This is a genomic window from Clostridium budayi, assembly GCF_055396605.1.
Genome location: NZ_AP042456.1, coordinates 1,093,224 through 1,111,545 on the forward strand (window position 1 = coordinate 1,093,224; position 18,322 = coordinate 1,111,545).

Sequence of the window (18,322 nt, forward strand, 5' to 3'; positions counted from 1 at the left end):
CCGTTTTATACGGTCCCTTTTTTTATATTTATAAATTAACCACCAAGGGTAATATCTTGCTCATTATACCAATTTAGGGCTTCAAATAGATGGTTTTCTTTAAAGTCTGGCCATAAATCATCAATTATATAAAAGTCAGAATAAACAGACTGAACAGGTAAAAATCCACTAAGCCTCCTTCTACCTCCCCATCGAATTATTAAATCTACACGAGATACATCATTAGATTGTATAGAGGATGGTATATTTTTGTTTAAATCTTTACTTTCTTTAAGAGAATAAAGATCCCATTGCCAACCATAATTAACTAGAAAATTAACTTTCATTCCGCCTTTACCAAATTTTTTTCGAGTTGTATAAGGTAAAAGTTCTTTAGGAAAGTTTTTAGAATCTTTATTTCCTATAACTAGGATCTCAGCATCTTCTTTAGAAAGTAATTTAACTGATTCTATACATGCGTCTATAAATGCATTTTTTTGAACAGCTGGTCTTTTAGTATTATCTACTGTAAAACCATAAAAAGTTAATTCCTTTACACCTATCTTTTGACATTGTTTAAATAAAATAAGACCAGGAAGTATTCCTAAAGAATATCCTTTGTCTTTAGATAAACCTAGTGAAGATGCATAACGTCTATTGCCATCCGGAATAATTCCTATATGATTTGGAATTCTCATACTTTTTCCCTCCTAAAACTTTGAATATTTTTATTATTTACAAATAAACAAAAATTATCCAATAGAAAATGAGAAAAATGGTTGAACTCTATATAGAATGTAAAGTATAGTATAGAAGAATTAAAAAAGTAAGGTGATAGTATTGATAAATTTAGAAGACTTAAAGAAAGTAAAATTATTTGATTATATAGGGAATGATACATTACTTAAATTATCAGAGATAGGAAATAAAGTAGCCTTTAAAAAAGGAGAACATATATTTAGAGATAAAGATACAATAAGTAGTATTTATATTATCTTAAGCGGAAAAGTAGCTCTTTATAAACTTAATGAAGCTGCTCATAAAAAAGTAATTTTTATTCTTGGAGAAGGAGTAATAAATGAAGTTATATTAGAAGATATGAAATCTTCGATTAATTGTGAAATCTTTGAAAGTGCAGAAATACTGACTTTTGATAAAAAGAGATTTATAAATATTATGAGTGAAGATTTCGAACTAACAAAAATAATATTAAATTCGATGGCATTAAAAATTAGAAGACTTTATAGACAAATGAAAAATGCAACTCCACTAAAAATAGAAAAAAGGCTTGCAGCAAAGCTTTGGAAATTATCTAAAGATTATGGAGTTAAACAAAATGATGAAGTAGTAATAGATTTAAATATAAGTGTTGCATATCTGTCAGATATGTTTGGAATGCCAAGAGAAACTATATCTAGAGCGCTTAAAATTTTGGAAAAGGAAAATCTTATAAGAAAAGAAAGAAAAAAGATAATTATTAAAGATAGAGATAAACTAGCTAGTTATTTTAAGGGATTGTGATAATTATCACAGAATCAATAAAAAAAGGAGAATATACTTAGGTAGTAATAACAATGTATGGAGAAGATTTTAGTAAAGTATTAGCAGAATTAATTGGAAGAAAAAACTTCCTTTAATAGCAGTTAAAGTGCATAACTACCTAAGTTGCTATGCTTACAGATCTTTTGATGGGATCTGGGATAATACTTATATTTATAGTTAAAAGGTTATTGAATTAAATGTTATCTTATAAACAAGATTGTTATAGGATTGTCATTTGATGTTATATATAACCTTATATAACGTTTCAGAATAAGTATTATTTAGTGCAGTCCCATATTATTTAATTTCAAAAAACAGATAGGTTAACTAGAAAGGAGTTAATTATGGGATTCAAAATTAGAACTAAAGATTTAAACAGCGTTTTTGAAAAACTAAACGGAAGTTACAAGATAGTAGCACCTAAAGTAGTAGAAGGCGCTGGAAGATGTTCAGAAACAGATGTTGTAAGATACGAAGAAGTTAAAACAGTAGAAGAAATAGAATTTAACAAAAAATCAGATTATTCATATAAGGAGGCATTACTTCCTGTAACTCAAACTTTATTATTCTTTACAGAAGATGAATATAAAGAACCAAAAACAGATGAAAAGCCTCAAATTATTTTCTTAAGAAGCTGTGATTTACATGGTGTTAAGAGATTTGATGATATTTATTTAAGAAATGGATTTGAAGATCCTTACTACAAAAAGATTAGAGAAAAGGCTAAATTCGTTCTTATCGGATGTAATAAGAGCTTTGAAAGCTGTTATTGTGTATCAATGGAAACTAATAAGACAGATGAGTATGATGCTTATTTAAAAGTTTCTGATGGATATGCTTACTTAGATGTAAAAGACGAAGAATTAAAAGAATACTTTAATGATGTAGCTAAAATGGAAATGGAAGTAACTCCAGAGTTCGTAGAAGAAAATGAAGTTAGTGTTAATATACCAGACAATTTAACTATTGATGTATTTAAATCAAAGATGTGGGATGAATATTCAGAAAGATGTATAGCTTGTGGAAGATGTAACTTTGCATGTCCAACATGTACATGCTATACAATGCAAGATATTTACTACAGCGACAACAAAAATGTTGGAGAAAGAAGAAGAGTTTGGGCTTCATGTCAAGTACCTGGATATACAACTATGGCAGGTGGCCATGAATTTAGAAGAGCTAACGGAGAAAAGATGAGATTCAAAGTTATGCATAAAGTTTATGACTACAAGAAGAGATTCGGATATCATATGTGCGTTGGTTGCGGAAGATGTGACGACATATGTCCAGAATACATAAGTGTAGCAGGTTGTATAAACAAATTAAAAGACGCTATGGACGAGGTGAATTCAAATGATAAATAATGATTATATACCATTTCCTTCAAAAATATTAGAAGTAATAGAACATACTGATATAGAATATACTTTCAGAATGGAATTTAAAGGTGACGTAAAACCTGGACAATTCTTTGAAGTTTCAATACCAAGATTTGGTGAAGCACCAATTTCAGTTAGTGGTATTGGAGAAAATTTTGTTGACTTAACAATAAGAAGAGTTGGTAAAGTTACAAACGAAATATTCAAAAACTACGTTGGAGATAAATTATTTATGAGAGGACCATACGGAAATGGTTTCGATGTAAATAATTATAGAGGTAAAGAATTAATAGTTGTAGCTGGGGGAACAGGTCTTTCACCAGTTAGAGGAGTAGTAAATCACTTTGCTAAAAACTCAGATGAAACTAAGGGATTAACATTAATCACAGGATTCAAGAGCCCTAAAGATATGTTATTTAAAGAAGATTTAAAAGCATGGAAAAATGAATGTAACCTTATAGTAACTGTAGACTCAGCAGAAGAAGGTTATGAAGGAAACGTAGGACTTGTTACTAAGTACATACCAGATGTTAAGATAGAAGATATGGAAAATGTTCAAGTTATAGTTGTAGGACCACCTATGATGATGAAGTTTGCTGTTTTAGAATTCTTAAAACGTGGAATTAAAGAAGAAAACATATGGATTTCACAAGAAAGAAAAATGTGTTGCGGACTTGGAAAATGTGGACACTGTAAGATAGATGACACTTATATTTGTTTAGATGGACCAGTTTTCAATTATACAAAAGGTAAACTTTTAATAGATTAGGAAGGTGAATTTAATGGATATAAATACTAAAAAACTTAAGAAAAATGCCTTCAGAGTAACTAAAAAAAGAGGATATACTGCCTCAAGAGTTAGAGTTCCTGGTGGACATTTAGATGCAAAATATTTAGGAATGATTCAAGAAATAGCTGATAAATATGGTAACGGAACTGTTCATATAACAACTAGACAAGGATTTGAAATTCCAGACATAAAAATGGAATGCATAGCTGAAGTTAACGAAATGCTTCAACCAATTATAGAAGGTTTAGAAATAAATCAAGAAGTACCAGGTGAAGGATACTCAGCTGCTGGAACAAGAAACGTCGCAGCTTGTATAGGTAATAATGTTTGTCCTTTTGCAAATTACAATACAACAAAATTTGCAAAGAGAATAGAAGATGCAATATTCCCAAATGATTTACACTTTAAAATTGCATTAACAGGATGTCCAAATGACTGTATAAAAGCAAGAATGCATGACTTTGGAATAATCGGTATGACAAGAACTGAATATGACCCATATAGATGCGTAAGCTGTATGGCTTGTGTTAAGGCTTGTAAAAAGAAAGCAACTGGTGCATTAAGTGTTGAAAATTATAAGATTAAAAAAGATAAGAGCAAGTGTATCGGTTGTGGAGAATGCGTTATGGCATGTCCTACAAGAGCATGGACTAGAAGTAAGAAGAAATACTATAGACTTGCTATCATGGGTAGAACAGGTAAGAAGAACCCAAGAATAGGAGAAGACTTCTTAATATGGGTTGATGAAGATAGTATAGTTAAAATAATAGAAAACACTTATAAATACGTTAAAGAATATATAGCAAAAGATGCTCCAGGCGGAAAAGAGCACATTGGATATATTATAGATAGAACAGGATTCATGGAATGGAAGAAATGGGCTTTAGATGGAGTTGAACTTCCAGAAGATGTTATCATGAAAAACAATGTATATTGGAGTGGAATTAAGTATCCAAACACTCAAGATTACTAAAATTTTATATTAGGTTTTATATAATTATAAATATATAATTTATATAAAATAATAGTATTTGAATATCACCAAAGTTTGCGTTAAAATTAAAAAAGCAAATACTTTGGTGATATTTTATTAATTAAAAATATATTATTCTCCAAAATGATGTATAATAGTATTGAAAATTATATAGGTAAATTTAGTATATATTTTTAAAGAATATATATTAAAATTAAAAACTTTGAAGTTTTAATGGAGTGAGAAGATGATATCAGTTTTAGGAGTACAAAAGAATATTCCATTAGATATAAGAGAAAAATTCTCTATAAAGCCTACTAAAAGAGAAAAAGCTATGATTAAGTTAAAAGAAGATTTCAAAGAAGTTGTAATTTTAAGTACATGCAATAGAACAGAAATTTATTTTAATCATGACTTAAATGAAGAAGAAGCAGTTAGAAAAATTTTTGATGTGTTAGAGTGGGAAGAAGATTTAAGGGAATATATATTTTGTATAAGTGAGGAAAGAGCGGAAGAACATTTACTTAAAGTTATATGTGGATTTCATTCAAAGATTTTAGGTGAAGATCAAATTTTAGGTCAAGTTAAAGAGGCATACTTTAATGCTTTAGACCTTAAAACTGTAAATTTAGAATTACAAAGGTTATTTCAAGAAGCAGTAACTTGTGGAAAGAAGTTTAGAAATGAAGCAAAGCTTTATGAAATACCAGTTTCATCTGCATCTATTGCAGTAAATAAAGGAATAAGAAATAATTGCAGAAGATTTATGGTGTTAGGACATGGTGATGTTGGAAAGCTTGTTGTTAAGCATCTAATTTCACACAATGTAGATGAAATAATAATTGCGGTTAGAAATAAAGATTCTTTAGATTATGAAGATCAAGAAAATATTAAAGTAATTAGTTTTAATGAAAGAGCAAAATATATAAATGATATGGAGGCTGTAATATCTTGTACATCAGCACCTCATACAGTTATAACAAAGGAAGAAATAAATGAGTATGGAAGAAATATTATTATATTTGATTTAGCTCTTCCACGTGATGTTGAAGAAAGTATAGCTAATTATGAAAGAGTCACTATCTACAATATAGATGAAATAAGTAAAGTAGATGATGAAAATAAAGATTTAAGAAAAGAGAGAATGTACGAATTCTATTATTTAATAGAGGAATATTTACATAATTATAGAAATTGGAGAAAACTTAGAGAAATAACTCCTTACATAAAAGAGTTTAAAAAGCATAGTAAAAGTATATATGAAAAAAGATATGAAACATTTAAAAATAAAGAGGGTAAGGACGATAGACTTGTAAATACTCTTATGAAAAGTGTTTCTGATGCATATGTAAATAGAGCTATTGATGTCTTAAAGGAAGAGACAGTAAAAGGATGTGGAGAGGAATGTATAAGGATTCTGGAGAAAATATTCATAGAGAAGAACAATTAGAATATATTATGCTCTCTTTATTATCTAATAAAATAAATGTATTAATAATTGGTGGAGGAGAAGCATCACTTATTAAGACAAAAACATTTTTAAATGGTGGTTGCAATGTAACTATTGTGGCTAAGGAATTTTTAGAAGATTTTAATAACCTACAATCTAATAGATTACATATTATTAAAGGTGAATATGATGAAAGTTTACTAAATGATTGTCATATAGTAATTCTTGCTATAGATGATAGTGAAAAAATAAACGAAGTCAAAAAACATTGTGATAAAAGATGTAAGATTTATATAAATTGCAAAGACTATAAGGATGGAATGGGGGCAGTTCCCATAAACATTAAAAGTGAAGAAGGAATAATGGGGATTAATACTTTAAAAGGAAATCCTAAAGCATTAAAGATGATGTCTAATGACTTTAAAGATAGACTTAAATCTTATGATAAATTTATTGAAACTACATCGATTATAAGAAATAACGCAAAAAAGTTTAAAGAGAAGAAAAAAGAAATACTTAATTTTATAGTATGTGATGATTTTAAAGATGTAATAGAAAAAGGCATGGGAAAAACTCTTTTAAAAATGTTTTATGAAGAGGAATTAGTTGATGAACTATTTAAAGATTAAGTGATGAGGTGAAATGATGAAATTTGTTATAGCGACTAGAAAATCTAAATTAGCACAGGTGCAAGCTGAGAGAGTTATGGAGCTACTTAAGACAAGAGAAGTAGATTCAGAAAAGTTACTTGTAGTAACAGAAGGTGATAGAAGACTTGATGTAACATTGGATAAAATAGGTGGTAAGGGTCTTTTTGTTAAAGAAATAGAACAAAAAATGTTAGATGGAAAAGCTGATATTGCAGTTCATAGTATGAAAGATGTACCTCATGAACTTCCAGAAGGATTTGAACTTGTATCAGTTCCAGAGAGGGAAGATGTAAGAGACGTATTTATTTCAAGAGATGGTACACATTTTAATGATCTAAAAGAAGGCGCAACAATTGGAACTAGTAGTTTAAGAAGAGTATGTATGCTTAAGGAATTAAGACCAGACCTTAATATAGTACCAATTAGAGGGAATGTTCAAACAAGACTTAGAAAGATGGAAGAAGAAAATATGGATGGAATAATACTTGCAGCTGCAGGTCTTAAGAGATTAAATATGGAACATATAATAACTGATTATTTTGATCCTAAAATATTTATTCCAGCAGTTGGTCAAGGAGCACTTGGAATAGAATGTCTTGAAAACTTTAAATATAAATATGTATTAGAAGAACTTAATAATGATATTGTAAAGTGTGAAGTACTTGGAGAAAGAAGTTTCATGAGAGCTTTAAATGGAGACTGTCATAGTATGATAGGAGTTTATTCAGAAACTAAAGATGATGATCTTTATATGATAGGAACGTTTTTAGTTGATGGAAAGGTTGTAAAAGCAGAGGTTTCAGGAAATAGATTCGAAAGTGAAAAATTAGGAAAGAAACTAGCAGATAAAATATTAAACAAGTAATTTTGGAGGGATAAAATGAGCAAAGCTTATATAATAGGTACTGGACCTGGGGATGAAGAATTATTAACTTTAAAAGGTAAAAGAGTTTTAAAAGAATGTACAGCTGTACTTTATGATAGACTAGTATCAAACAATATACTTAACTATTTAAATGATGATTGTGAAATTTACTACTGTGGAAAAGAGCCAGGTGCACATTATAAGACTCAAGAAGAGATAAATAAGAGTATAGTGGAACTTGCTAAAAAGGGACACATAGTTGGTAGAATTAAAGGTGGAGACCCTTACGTATTTGGAAGAGGCGGAGAAGAGGTATTAGCTCTTAGAGAAGAAAATATAGAATTTGAAGTAATACCAGGAGTAACATCTCCAATTGCAGTATTAAATTATGCAGGTATTCCAATAACTCATAGAGGTATAGCACAAAGCTTTCATATAGTTACTGGAATGTCAGCTAAGGATTTAAATGTTAACTTTAATGCATTAGCTAAAGAACATGGAACATTAGTATTTATGATGGCTCTTTCTAATATTGATTCAATATGTGAGGAACTTATAAAAAACGGAAAAGATATAAATACTCCAGCAGCTGTTGTAATGAGAGGAACTTCAAGTAAACAAAAGAAAGTGATTGGAACATTAGAAAATATAAGTGATAAAGCAAGGGAAGCTAAGCTTAAATCTCCATGTATAATAGTTATAGGTGATGTTGTAAAACTTTCAGAATCACTTTCATGGTATGAAAATAAACCTTTATTCGGTAAAAATATATGCATAACTCGTTCTAAAGAACAATCAAAAGGAATTAAAGAAAAATTAAAAAATTTAGGAGCAGAAGTTACTGAAATAAATTCAATTAAAGTAGAAAATAAGAGTGCAGCTTTAGATTTATATAAAGATAAATTAGAAACTTATGATCACATTATTTTAAGTTCAGTAAATGGAGTTAATATATTCTTTGATTATTTAATTCAAAATGAAATAGATATAAGAAATATTAAAGCAGACTTCTCAGTAGTTGGTAAAGCAACTAAAAAGGCTCTTAAAAATAGAGGTATTATCGCAGCAAAAATGGGAAAAGAATTTGTTGCTGAAGGTTTATTTAAAGAAATAAAAGATGATATTAAAGAAAATGATAAAGTACTTATCTTATCTTCAGAAAAAGGTAGAAATTTCTTAAAGGATGAAATTTCAAAAATTACACAAAATGTTGATAGAGTAAATATATACGATGTAGTAGAAGGCACTCTAAAAAATGAAAAAGCTTTTGAGGAAGTAGATATAATATTATTTACTAGTCCATCAACGGTTAATAATATGATAGAGATGGTTTCATTAGATAAATTAAAACAAAAACAATGTGTTGCTATAGGACCTATAACTTTAAAAGCTCTTAATGATAAAGGCATTGATGCCTTAGTTTGCAAAGAACATTCAGAAGATGGTTTTATAAGTGAAGTTTTAGAAATGTTAAAGGAAGTGTAACTTAAGTTATGAGAAGAGGAAGAAGATTAAGAACAAATGAATGTGTAAGGGATTTAGTTAGAGAAACAGTACTGACTCCGTCAGACTTCATTTTACCTATATTTGTTGTTGAAGGTGAAGGAATAAAACGTGAAATAGAATCATTACCAGGAGTATATCATTATTCAGTAGATATGCTTGATGAAATAATAGAAGAAACTGTTAGTCTTGGCATTAAAGGAATAATGTTATTTGGTATTCCAGATCATAAAGACTGCTGTGGAAGCGAAGCTTATGCAGATAACGGAATAGTTCAAAGAGCTACTAGAAGAATAAGAGAAATAACAGATAAATTAATAGTAAGTACAGATGTATGTATGTGTGAATATACAGATCATGGTCATTGTGGAATAATCCATGATGGAGATGTTGATAATGATGAAACATTAGATTACTTATGTAAGATAGCGGTTTCTCATGCAAAAGCTGGATCACAAATGATAGCACCATCAGATATGATGGATGGTAGAGTTTTAAGAATAAGAGAAGCTCTTGATAATGCAGGATATAAAAATGTATCAATTATGAGTTATTCTGCAAAATACTGTTCTGCATATTACGGACCATTTAGAGCAGCTGCAAATTCAGCTCCTTCATTTGGAGATAGAAAGACATATCAAATGGATCCTGCAAATAGAAGAGAAGCAATTAGAGAAGTTATGTATGATATAGAAGAAGGTGCTGATATAGTTATGGTAAAACCTGCACTTTCATATCTTGATATAGTAAGAGATGTTAGAAATGAAGTTAATCTTCCAGTTGCAGCTTACAATGTAAGTGGTGAATATGCAATGATAAAGGCAGCCGGAAAAATGGGTCTTATAGATGAAGAAAGAACAATAATTGAAACTTTAACTTCAATGAAAAGAGCTGGAGCTGATATAATAATAACTTATCATGCACTTGAAGCTTCAAAACTTTTAAGAAAGTAATAGGGGGTATTTATATGAGAAACGAGGAAATCTTTAATGAATCAAAAAAATATATGCCAGGTGGTGTAAATAGCCCAGTTAGATCATATGGATCAATGGGAATAAATCCTCCAATAATTAAAAGTGGAAAAGGTGTAATAATAAAGGATGAAGAAGGCAAAGAATATATAGATTTTGTATTAGCATGGGGACCATTAATACTTGGACACTGTGATGAAGATGTAGTAAAAGCTATAAAAGATGAAACAGAAATCGCTTTAGCCTTTGGTGCACCAACTGAATTAGAACTTAAAATGAGTAAATTTATGTGTGAAAACTTAGATACAGTAGATATGGTGAGAATGGTTAACTCAGGTACGGAAGCTACAATGAGTGCTATAAAACTTGCAAGAGGATATACTAAGAGAAATAAAATAGTTAAATTTGCAGGATGTTATCATGGACATTTCGATGGTTTCTTAGTAGAAGCAGGTTCAGGTGTATTAACAGAAGGAATACCAGGTTCACTTGGAGTTCCAGAAGAAGCAATAAAGAATACTTTAGTTGGAATATATAATGACGAAGAAAACATGGAAAAGTTATTTAAAGAACATGGAAATGATATAGCAGCAGTTATTATAGAACCAGTTGCAGGTAATATGGGTGTTATAAAAGCTAAAGATAGTTTCATAAAGACTTTAAGAAGATTATGTGATGAATATGGTTCACTTTTAATATTTGATGAAGTTATGAGTGGATTTAGAGTTGCATTTAAAGGAGCTCAAAGTTTATTTGACGAAAAGCCAGATTTAGTTACTTATGCAAAGATAATGGGTGGAGGACTTCCATGCGGTGCATATGGTGGTAAGAAAGAAATTATGGAATGTTTATCACCACTTGGTGGAGTATATCAAGCTGGAACAATGTCAGGAAACCCAATAGTTATGGCAGCTGGATATAAAACATTAACTAAGCTTAAAGAAGATTTAAGTGTTTATGACCATATAGAAACTTTAGGTAAAAAACTAGAAGATGGAGTTTATGAATTATCTAATAAGTACGGAGTACATGTTGTATTAAATAGAGTAGGCGGAATGATGACAATATTCTTTACAGATGGAAACAAAATAGATTGCTATGATGACGTTAAAAAGTGTGATGAAAAGAGATTTAAAAGATATTTCTTACACATGTTAGATGCTGGATTTAACTTACCACCATCACAATTTGAAGCATTATTCTTATCAACTAAGCATACTACTAATCATATCGATAAATTCTTAGAAGCTTTCGAAGAATTCTTAAAAAAGGAAAGTAAATAATGAAAAAGGCTATTGTATTTGTAGCTTTTGGAACAGCAAAGGAAGAAGATTTTAAAAAATATCTTCTTCCTTTTAAAGAAGATGCTGAAAAAAAGTATGGAAAAGAATTTGATTATTATTTTGCTCTAACTAGTGAAAGAATATTAAAAAGATTTAATAACAAAATAAAAAGTTATGAAGACACGTTAAATAGCTTAAAAGAAAATAAGTATGAGGAAGTTTATATTATTCCTTTATATTTTTCAAGAGGTCTAGAATACTCTAAAGTAGAAAAAATATCTAATTCTTATAAAGATTCATTCAAAACATTAAAATATTTAAAGCCTATTTTTGAGGAAAATAAAGATATACTTGATGATTATTTTAAAATACCAAAAAATATATTATTTATCTGTCATGGAAGTAGAAATTCTAATGAATCATTAGATAAAAAATTTATAGAAGATAAAATATTAGATAGTGGAAAGAAGCACTATGTGTCATCAACAAATGAAAAAGATAATATAGATGAATTAATTAATGATATAAAAGAAGATGGAATAGAAAGTATATTAATAATACCTATTCTTCTTACTAAGGGATATCATTTTACAAAAGATATTATTTTAGATAATGATGAAAGTTTCTTTAGTAAACTTAAGAAAAATAATATTAAAGCTGAAGTACTAGATAAAGCACTTGGGGAAGATGAATCATTTAGAAAGCTTATGATGAAAAATATTGATAGTATAATAAAAGATTAATTAAAGAATCTGTTAAGTTGTTATGAAAAAATAGCTTAATAAATCATAGATTTTCTCGTTCTTTGAAAATTATATAAGTTTGACTATATTTGCGCATGGCAAATAAACCTGCAAAATATAATTTTTCAAGCAGGTTAATCAAAGATATTCTTAATAAATTAAGCAGCTATAAACCAAGATTGCCTAGATAAATTATCACTAGAGAAGCCAGCGACTTCAGCGGGAGTAAGGTTATTTAACGACCCATGAATTCTTATAAAATTATAGTGAAATATAAACATAAAAATAAGATTATTAGCTTTTTCAAATGAGTTAAATCCTTTTTTGGACTTATACCAAGCTTTAAAAGTCTTATTAAAAGATTCTATAAGATTATTATTTATATCACTAGACATTGGCTTAACTGGTACATGTTTTGTTTCCGGTAATAGCGTAGCTATCGCTTCGTTATAAGCTGGCCATCTATCTGTAATTAGGTTAGAGGGTGAACCATATTTTTTAGCTTCATTGATCAGAGAAAAAGCAGAGCTTTCATTTCTATATCTACTTAAATGAAAAGATATTATAAATCGCGTTTCAGAGTCTATAACTAACCATAAATAATGTTTTACTCCGTTAATAAAAACAACAGTCTCATCAGCGTGCCAATCGTCAGATTGCAAATCTACTTGTTGTTTAAAGTTATCTGCTTTGAGTTTAAAGTATGGAGCAAATTTATTGCTCCAGTTAGCGATAGTTACATGAGACACTTTTATATTAAAGGTGTTCATAAGAAATTGAGATATAGCTCTAGTTGATGTATTGTTCAAGTAATATAATGTTAGTGCTGTAATAATAATTTGTAATGGGAATCGCATTCCTTTCATAGAAAGGGCCCCGGTAATAGCTTCGCTAGATGGTGAATCAATATTAAAATTATGATGTTGCACAATAATATGATTACATTTTTTATTATTACATTTATATCTATTATAGTGTTTGTAAGAATGATGTAAATAAGTTCCTTTATCACACTTTGGACACTTAGGATACTTCATTTTAGGAACTCCATCACCATCGCTAGCGATGAATTGGCGCTTACATTTTTTACATTGATATTTTTGATTAGCCTGTTTGTCAAAACCAAATTTATATAGTTTATTAGAGTGACAACGAGGGCATCTAATATTTGTTTTGTTCATTGTTTTCTCTCTCCTTTTCTAGGGGGTAATTTAGTCTTTGCAAACTTATTGTATTTCCTAAGGTTGAGAGAATCAATGTTCATATAACTTAACAGATCGTAATTAAATAAAAGGGGGCTTTTTATGGAATTAGTTACTATAATATCATTTTTATCAGCAGCTATAGTTTTAACTTTAGCACCAGGTCCAGATATATTATATGTAATGACTCAAAGTATAACACAAGATAAAAAAGCTGGAATATTTACGGCTATGGGGCTTTGTAGCGGTATATTTATTCATACAATGGCAGCAGCACTTGGAATATCAGGAATACTATATAGTTCGACTAAAGTTTTTAATATTATTAAAATTTTAGGTGCATCATATTTAATTTATTTAGCATTTAAGGAACTTACAAGTAAGGAAGAAAGTTTTCTTTCAGAAAAACAAGAGAATCTAATATATTCAAAACTATATAAAAAAGGTATAACTATGAATTTATTAAATCCTAAGGTTGCATTATTTTTCTTAGCATTACTTCCACAATTTGTAGATAATAATGGAATGAATGTAACATTACAAATGATGATACTAGGAGTAATATTTATGGTGCAAGCCTTTTTGATATTCACTCTAATATCGATTTTTTCTTATAAAATAAAAGAAAAAATATTTAATAAAAATAATAAAATTACATCTAAATTTAATTTAGTAAAAGCGTTTGTTTATGCTTTTATTGGAGTAAATATAGCACTATCATCTAAGTAAAAGTAAAGGTAATCTATAAAATATAGATTACCTTTACTTTTTATATATCATCTACATCCGTTTCTTCACCATATCTAACAGTTCCTTCTGCGGAAAAACTATCATGTGGATTTTTCTCTATGAAAGTTCCGTCATTTGGTTCCTTTGATGAATGACATGTACAATTTGGGCAAGAGTTTGAGCAAGCTTTTTTATGTTTTTTATGAGTCATAATACATACCTCCTTACTATACTAATTATTTTGTACATATAAATAAGAGTTATTCTTAAAAAATATTCAAGAAATTCATAAAATAGAAAAAGTATTACCGAAATAAAGACAAAAATAGTAGTTGTATGGTAATATATATACTAATTCGATGTATAAATGGAGGGGTTTTGTATGGAAAATTTAAATAATGGAGTTGCTATATTTTCAGGCATATTATTGTTAATAACAGTATGTACAATAATAAATTATATTATTACATCATTAGCGTTATATAATGTAGCAAAAGCTGAAGGTGACGATAAACCATGGCTTGCTTGGATTCCGATTGGAAATGCATATATGACTATAAAACTTGGAAAAGGAAATATGTTATTTATAATACCTTTTGTTTTGGCAATGATCTTTACTGGAATGATAAGAAATATTTCTATGGTAATATATACTGCATACTCAATATATATGTATAAAAACATATGTGATAGATATAATGCTAGCTTTTTACCTATATTAATAGGTTCTTTATCTTTAATAGTTGGTATAGTCCCAGCACTTATAAATGCTAATATTTTAATATACTTAATAGGACTTTATGGTCAATGGAACTTATATAGATGCGTAACTAAGAAAGTGAAAGTACAATAAAGAAGATTTTTTTAATTTTAATAAAATAATTTAAATTATAAAATACTAAAGGCTATATAGATTAGTAAATTTCTATATAGTCTTTTAATTATTAATTAAAGCTTAAGTTTACTTAATAGAATATTACTTTTTTGATTAAGTAATTTGTTATATAATATCGATAAGGGAACATAAAGTTAGGAGAGGAGTTAGAAAAACATGGGTGATGATAGAATAATTGATTTTAATGAAATAAAAAATAGAGTGAATGAAAAAGATATAGATAAATTCGAAAGTTATATGTATGATTTATTTTATAAAACTCAAACTGGTGAAATGAGCTTTAGTGATTTTTCTAAAAATTTATCAGAATATATGGCGAAAAATAACATTTCAGAAAAGAAGCTGTTTGAAATACAAAAGAAAATAATGGAGAGATATGGTTTTGATCCTTCATCAATGGAAGATAGTTTAAAACAAATGGGTGTAAATTTAGATTTAAATGATAAAGCTGAAAATTACGAAAAAGTTAGAAAGAAAATATCTTTTAAAGAAAAATATAATAATAAATTGATTGGAAAAACTGTGGAAGAATATTTTATAGAAAATGAAACAAATAAAATAAAGATTCTATTAGATAAAAATATAGTAACTATAATAAGTGATAAAAACATAGATTTAAATGATAATGAGTTAAATGAATTTTTATGTTCCTATAAAAAGATGTTTGAGGGAGAATCTTTAGAAGTTAATATATGTGAAAATAAAAAAACATATAATTATTAAAATGATGAGGCTTTTTCTTTTAAAAGCCTCTTTTAAATTTACATAAAAAAATGATATAATAGTCAAATGAATGAGGTGATAAAATGAGTAGTATAGCAGGACAAGGTTGTCAAAGACTTATACCAGAAGAAGATAGAAAGCCTTTAGAAGAAATTGAAAGAAGTATAGTTAAAAGATATAGAAAACCTATATGGACTAAGTTTATAAAGGCTGTAAAGCAATATAATTTAATTGAAGAAGGAGATAAGATTGCAGTAGCAATATCTGGCGGAAAAGATTCTATGCTAATGGCAAAATTATTCCAAGAACTTCAAAAGCACGGCCAAATAAAATTCGATTTAGAATTTATAGCAATGGACCCAGGTTATCATGAACAAATAAGAGAATTATTAATAGAAAATTGTAAACACTTAAATATACCAATACATCTTTATGAATCAGGAATATTTAAAGTTATAGATGAAAAAGCTAGTGATTATCCATGTTATCTTTGTGCTAGAATGAGAAGAGGTTCTCTTTATGCTAAAGCACAAGAACTTGGATGTAATAAGTTAGCATTAGGACATCATTACAATGATGTAATAGAAACAACTCTTTTAAATATTCTATATGCAGGTAACTTCAAGACAATGCTTCCAAAACTTAAATCTGCTAACTTTGAAGGACTTGAACTTATAAGACCAATGTATTTAATAGAGGAAGAGTACATAAAGAGATTTATCAATTATAGTGGTATATGGCCATTAAACTGTGCATGTATGGTTGCAGCTAAGAAAGTTGGTAATAAGAGATTTGAAATAAAAGAATTAATAAAAAATCTTAAAGAAAACTTCAGTGGTGTTGATAAATCAATATTTAAAGCGGCAGAAAATGTATGTATGGATTCTATACTAGGATGGGAAAAGAAAGGCGTTAAGCATTCTTACTTAGATTTTTATGATGAAGAATAATTTTAAAGGAGCATAGAAAATATGCTCCTTTTTTATAATAATTTATGCAAGATTTTTTAAATGCTCATTTATAGCATGAGCTACACCATTATCATCATTTTTTAGAGTAATAAATTTACATACCTTTTTAACATCTTCTTCTGCATTTCCCATTGCAACACTATATTTAACTTTTTCAAACATAGAAATATCATTAAAATTATCTCCAATTGCCATAACATCATCTAAAGGTATATTTAAGGAATTCGCAATAAATTCAATTGCATTTCCTTTAGAAGATTCGCTATTTAATATTTCAAAATTATTTTTAGAAGATGAAACAATTGTGATTCCAGCCATATCTTTAAGTGCAGATCTACCAGATAGAAGAATATCATTATCAAAAGATATAACAGACACGCTATAACAATCCATTGAATATATATCTTCTAAATTTGTAACTTCTTTAACCTTAATACCATTTTGTGATCCATAGAAAATATGAAGAAGATCATCTAAATCAGATTCATTTAAGCTTGGATTTTTTTCTTTTGCTCTAAAAAAATCATAAATTAGTTTATCACGACCAGCTTCAAACATATAGTTACTAGTTGAAATACAATAATAATAATTGCTATAGTGAAGATAGGGTAGTATTTTTTTTAGACATTCTTTCGATAGTGTAAAAGTTTTTAATGTATTCCCAGTACAGTTATGTATTTGAGAACCATTATTTGAAATTATATATGGGGCTTTAATTCCAGTACCTTTAAGTAAATTTAATACATTTTTATAAGTTCTTCCAGTTGAAATTATTACGTCTACCCCTTTTTTTTGTGCATTTAATATAGCAAGTACATTTTCTTTGCTTATTTTATTATTTGAATTTAATAAAGTACCATCTAAATCAGTTGCAATTAATCTCATAAATACCTCCACAAATATAATAGTATGCGTATTTATTGTACTAGAAAAATAATGAAAAGTATACAAATAATAGATAATAAAATAAGATTTTAATTATTAAATGAATTATATTTTAAAAAACGGTAGAAATTAGAAGTTTAGTATGTATAATAATGATAAATTTAATTGATATAATAAAAGTATATTAAGTATGAAAGAGGTGAATATAATGAAGATAGCTGTTATATCTGATTTACATGGGAATTTAAAAGCATTAGATTATTTTATTAAGTTTATAAATAAAGAAAAAATAGAAACTGTTTTGAATTTAGGAGACATTCTAGGGGGACTTAATCCAATTGAAACACTTAGAATAATAAAAAAGGATAAAAGATTTATAAATGTATGTGGAAATCATGATAAAGAATTAGAATTTTTAAAGGATGATTTAACAAATGATGATATAAGATTTTTAAAAAGCATTCCATTAAGTAGAGTTTTTGAATGTTTTAATAAAAAGTTTTTAATGGTTCATAGTAGGAAAAATAGTAATATAGATATTCCTCTTCTATATAATGAAGGAGATTTAATTGAGTTTTTAACTGATTATGAAGGGGAGTGGGATTATGTATTATTTGGTCATACTCACTATCAATGTTATTTATCATTTTATGATGGTAAGATAATGATAAATCCAGGTTCTCTTGGACTATCTTATGATAACAAAATTAGTTTTGCAATTATTACTATTGAAGAAGGTGAATTTAGTTTAGAATTTAAGAAAATAAAAAACTGGGAATATAATTAAAT

At 28.0% G+C, this 18,322-nt stretch carries 20 protein-coding genes; 16 read left to right on the forward strand and 4 right to left on the reverse strand.

Features of this window, described 5'->3' with window-relative positions:
- Positions 1 to 35 precede the first annotated feature (35 nt).
- Entirely contained in the window at positions 36 to 677 is a 642-nt protein-coding gene (locus tag ACZ5TJ_RS05090) for an undecaprenyl diphosphate synthase family protein (RefSeq protein ID WP_464201736.1), read from the reverse strand.
- A gap of 136 nt (positions 678 to 813) precedes the next feature.
- Between ACZ5TJ_RS05090 and ACZ5TJ_RS05095 the strand changes: the two genes are divergently transcribed.
- The 11 genes from ACZ5TJ_RS05095 to ACZ5TJ_RS05145 all read left to right on the forward strand — a co-directional run bounded on the left by ACZ5TJ_RS05095 (position 814) and on the right by ACZ5TJ_RS05145 (position 12,128).
- On the forward strand, positions 814 to 1,500 hold the full coding sequence (locus ACZ5TJ_RS05095) for a Crp/Fnr family transcriptional regulator (RefSeq protein ID WP_039316523.1): 687 nt from the start codon (positions 814 to 816) through the stop codon (positions 1,498 to 1,500).
- Positions 1,501 to 1,865: 365 nt separating this feature from the next.
- The gene (asrA, locus tag ACZ5TJ_RS05100; protein ID WP_054199371.1) at positions 1,866 to 2,885 is read left to right on the forward strand and encodes an anaerobic sulfite reductase subunit AsrA; all 1,020 of its coding nucleotides are present in this window, start codon (positions 1,866 to 1,868) and stop codon (positions 2,883 to 2,885) included.
- Positions 2,875 to 3,669 (forward strand): anaerobic sulfite reductase subunit AsrB, encoded by a 795-nt coding sequence (gene asrB, locus ACZ5TJ_RS05105; protein WP_039310808.1) that lies wholly within the window; start codon positions 2,875 to 2,877, stop codon positions 3,667 to 3,669. The genes asrA and asrB overlap by 11 nt, the downstream gene beginning before the upstream one ends.
- A gap of 13 nt (positions 3,670 to 3,682) precedes the next feature.
- On the forward strand, positions 3,683 to 4,663 hold the full coding sequence (gene asrC, locus ACZ5TJ_RS05110; protein WP_464201738.1) for a sulfite reductase subunit C: 981 nt from the start codon (positions 3,683 to 3,685) through the stop codon (positions 4,661 to 4,663).
- Positions 4,664 to 4,910: 247 nt separating this feature from the next.
- The gene (hemA, locus tag ACZ5TJ_RS05115; RefSeq protein ID WP_464201739.1) at positions 4,911 to 6,113 is read left to right on the forward strand and encodes a glutamyl-tRNA reductase; all 1,203 of its coding nucleotides are present in this window, start codon (positions 4,911 to 4,913) and stop codon (positions 6,111 to 6,113) included.
- A complete protein-coding gene (locus tag ACZ5TJ_RS05120) occupies positions 6,068 to 6,742 on the forward strand; it encodes an NAD(P)-dependent oxidoreductase (protein ID WP_464201740.1) in 675 nt (224 codons plus the stop codon). Before hemA ends, ACZ5TJ_RS05120 begins: the two co-directional genes overlap by 46 nt.
- 16 nt (positions 6,743 to 6,758) lie before the next feature.
- A complete protein-coding gene (gene hemC, locus ACZ5TJ_RS05125; RefSeq protein ID WP_081006170.1) occupies positions 6,759 to 7,628 on the forward strand; it encodes a hydroxymethylbilane synthase in 870 nt (289 codons plus the stop codon).
- Between the two features lie 15 nt (positions 7,629 to 7,643).
- Positions 7,644 to 9,113 (forward strand): uroporphyrinogen-III C-methyltransferase, encoded by a 1,470-nt coding sequence (cobA, locus tag ACZ5TJ_RS05130; protein ID WP_464201741.1) that lies wholly within the window; start codon positions 7,644 to 7,646, stop codon positions 9,111 to 9,113.
- Positions 9,114 to 9,121: 8 nt separating this feature from the next.
- Complete coding sequence (hemB, locus tag ACZ5TJ_RS05135) at positions 9,122 to 10,084, forward strand: porphobilinogen synthase (RefSeq protein WP_039310792.1); 963 nt, start codon at positions 9,122 to 9,124, stop codon at positions 10,082 to 10,084.
- A 14-nt stretch (positions 10,085 to 10,098) separates the two neighbouring features.
- Complete coding sequence (hemL, locus tag ACZ5TJ_RS05140; protein WP_464201742.1) at positions 10,099 to 11,385, forward strand: glutamate-1-semialdehyde 2,1-aminomutase; 1,287 nt, start codon at positions 10,099 to 10,101, stop codon at positions 11,383 to 11,385.
- A complete protein-coding gene (locus ACZ5TJ_RS05145; RefSeq protein WP_464201743.1) occupies positions 11,385 to 12,128 on the forward strand; it encodes a sirohydrochlorin cobaltochelatase in 744 nt (247 codons plus the stop codon). The genes hemL and ACZ5TJ_RS05145 overlap by 1 nt, the downstream gene beginning before the upstream one ends.
- Positions 12,129 to 12,286: 158 nt before the next feature.
- On the opposite strand, the gene ACZ5TJ_RS05150 is transcribed toward ACZ5TJ_RS05145, so the two are convergent.
- Entirely contained in the window at positions 12,287 to 13,309 is a 1,023-nt protein-coding gene (locus tag ACZ5TJ_RS05150) for an IS6 family transposase (protein ID WP_464198879.1), read from the reverse strand.
- Positions 13,310 to 13,432: 123 nt separating this feature from the next.
- On the opposite strand from ACZ5TJ_RS05150, the gene ACZ5TJ_RS05155 reads away from it, so the two are divergent.
- Positions 13,433 to 14,059: a LysE family translocator gene (locus ACZ5TJ_RS05155; protein WP_464201744.1), complete on the forward strand. Its 627-nt coding sequence runs from the start codon at positions 13,433 to 13,435 to the stop codon at positions 14,057 to 14,059.
- A 40-nt stretch (positions 14,060 to 14,099) separates the two neighbouring features.
- Here ACZ5TJ_RS05155 and ACZ5TJ_RS05160 read toward each other — a convergent pair whose 3' ends face one another.
- Positions 14,100 to 14,270 (reverse strand): hypothetical protein, encoded by a 171-nt coding sequence (locus ACZ5TJ_RS05160; RefSeq protein ID WP_464201745.1) that lies wholly within the window; start codon positions 14,268 to 14,270, stop codon positions 14,100 to 14,102.
- 171 nt (positions 14,271 to 14,441) lie between these two features.
- On the opposite strand from ACZ5TJ_RS05160, the gene ACZ5TJ_RS05165 reads away from it, so the two are divergent.
- The 3 genes from ACZ5TJ_RS05165 (at position 14,442) to ACZ5TJ_RS05175 (ending at position 16,627) form a co-directional block, all read left to right on the forward strand.
- The gene (locus ACZ5TJ_RS05165) at positions 14,442 to 14,912 is read left to right on the forward strand and encodes a hypothetical protein (RefSeq protein WP_464201746.1); all 471 of its coding nucleotides are present in this window, start codon (positions 14,442 to 14,444) and stop codon (positions 14,910 to 14,912) included.
- A 198-nt stretch (positions 14,913 to 15,110) separates the two neighbouring features.
- Complete coding sequence (locus ACZ5TJ_RS05170; protein WP_045726032.1) at positions 15,111 to 15,677, forward strand: DUF3867 family protein; 567 nt, start codon at positions 15,111 to 15,113, stop codon at positions 15,675 to 15,677.
- 83 nt (positions 15,678 to 15,760) lie between these two features.
- Complete coding sequence (locus ACZ5TJ_RS05175; protein WP_045726033.1) at positions 15,761 to 16,627, forward strand: tRNA 2-thiocytidine biosynthesis TtcA family protein; 867 nt, start codon at positions 15,761 to 15,763, stop codon at positions 16,625 to 16,627.
- A 42-nt stretch (positions 16,628 to 16,669) separates the two neighbouring features.
- Here the strand turns inward: ACZ5TJ_RS05175 and ACZ5TJ_RS05180 are convergent, their stop codons facing one another.
- A complete protein-coding gene (locus ACZ5TJ_RS05180; protein ID WP_464201747.1) occupies positions 16,670 to 17,533 on the reverse strand; it encodes a Cof-type HAD-IIB family hydrolase in 864 nt (287 codons plus the stop codon).
- Between the two features lie 208 nt (positions 17,534 to 17,741).
- Between ACZ5TJ_RS05180 and ACZ5TJ_RS05185 the strand changes: the two genes are divergently transcribed.
- Entirely contained in the window at positions 17,742 to 18,320 is a 579-nt protein-coding gene (locus ACZ5TJ_RS05185; protein WP_464201748.1) for a metallophosphoesterase family protein, read from the forward strand.
- The last annotated feature ends 2 nt before the right edge of the window (positions 18,321 to 18,322 follow it).

Excerpts from the sequence above, each read along its gene's own strand:
- asrB (WP_039310808.1), top strand. The coding sequence starts at position 2,875 with ATGATAAATAATGATTATATACCATTTCCTTCAAAAATATTAGAAGTA.
- ACZ5TJ_RS05165 (WP_464201746.1), top strand. The coding sequence starts at position 14,442 with ATGGAAAATTTAAATAATGGAGTTGCTATATTTTCAGGCATATTATTG.
- ACZ5TJ_RS05155 (WP_464201744.1), top strand. The coding sequence starts at position 13,433 with ATGGAATTAGTTACTATAATATCATTTTTATCAGCAGCTATAGTTTTA.
- asrC (WP_464201738.1), top strand. The coding sequence starts at position 3,683 with ATGGATATAAATACTAAAAAACTTAAGAAAAATGCCTTCAGAGTAACT.
- ACZ5TJ_RS05185 (WP_464201748.1), top strand. The coding sequence starts at position 17,742 with ATGAAGATAGCTGTTATATCTGATTTACATGGGAATTTAAAAGCATTA.
- ACZ5TJ_RS05160 (WP_464201745.1), bottom strand. The coding sequence starts at position 14,270 with ATGACTCATAAAAAACATAAAAAAGCTTGCTCAAACTCTTGCCCAAAT.
- hemA (WP_464201739.1), top strand. The coding sequence starts at position 4,911 with ATGATATCAGTTTTAGGAGTACAAAAGAATATTCCATTAGATATAAGA.
- hemL (WP_464201742.1), top strand. The coding sequence starts at position 10,099 with ATGAGAAACGAGGAAATCTTTAATGAATCAAAAAAATATATGCCAGGT.
- asrA (WP_054199371.1), top strand. The coding sequence starts at position 1,866 with ATGGGATTCAAAATTAGAACTAAAGATTTAAACAGCGTTTTTGAAAAA.
- hemB (WP_039310792.1), top strand. The coding sequence starts at position 9,122 with ATGAGAAGAGGAAGAAGATTAAGAACAAATGAATGTGTAAGGGATTTA.
- ACZ5TJ_RS05120 (WP_464201740.1), top strand. The coding sequence starts at position 6,068 with ATGTATAAGGATTCTGGAGAAAATATTCATAGAGAAGAACAATTAGAA.
- ACZ5TJ_RS05170 (WP_045726032.1), top strand. The coding sequence starts at position 15,111 with ATGGGTGATGATAGAATAATTGATTTTAATGAAATAAAAAATAGAGTG.
- hemC (WP_081006170.1), top strand. The coding sequence starts at position 6,759 with ATGAAATTTGTTATAGCGACTAGAAAATCTAAATTAGCACAGGTGCAA.
- ACZ5TJ_RS05150 (WP_464198879.1), bottom strand. The coding sequence starts at position 13,309 with ATGAACAAAACAAATATTAGATGCCCTCGTTGTCACTCTAATAAACTA.
- cobA (WP_464201741.1), top strand. The coding sequence starts at position 7,644 with ATGAGCAAAGCTTATATAATAGGTACTGGACCTGGGGATGAAGAATTA.
- ACZ5TJ_RS05180 (WP_464201747.1), bottom strand. The coding sequence starts at position 17,533 with ATGAGATTAATTGCAACTGATTTAGATGGTACTTTATTAAATTCAAAT.
- ACZ5TJ_RS05145 (WP_464201743.1), top strand. The coding sequence starts at position 11,385 with ATGAAAAAGGCTATTGTATTTGTAGCTTTTGGAACAGCAAAGGAAGAA.
- ACZ5TJ_RS05175 (WP_045726033.1), top strand. The coding sequence starts at position 15,761 with ATGAGTAGTATAGCAGGACAAGGTTGTCAAAGACTTATACCAGAAGAA.
- ACZ5TJ_RS05090 (WP_464201736.1), bottom strand. The coding sequence starts at position 677 with ATGAGAATTCCAAATCATATAGGAATTATTCCGGATGGCAATAGACGT.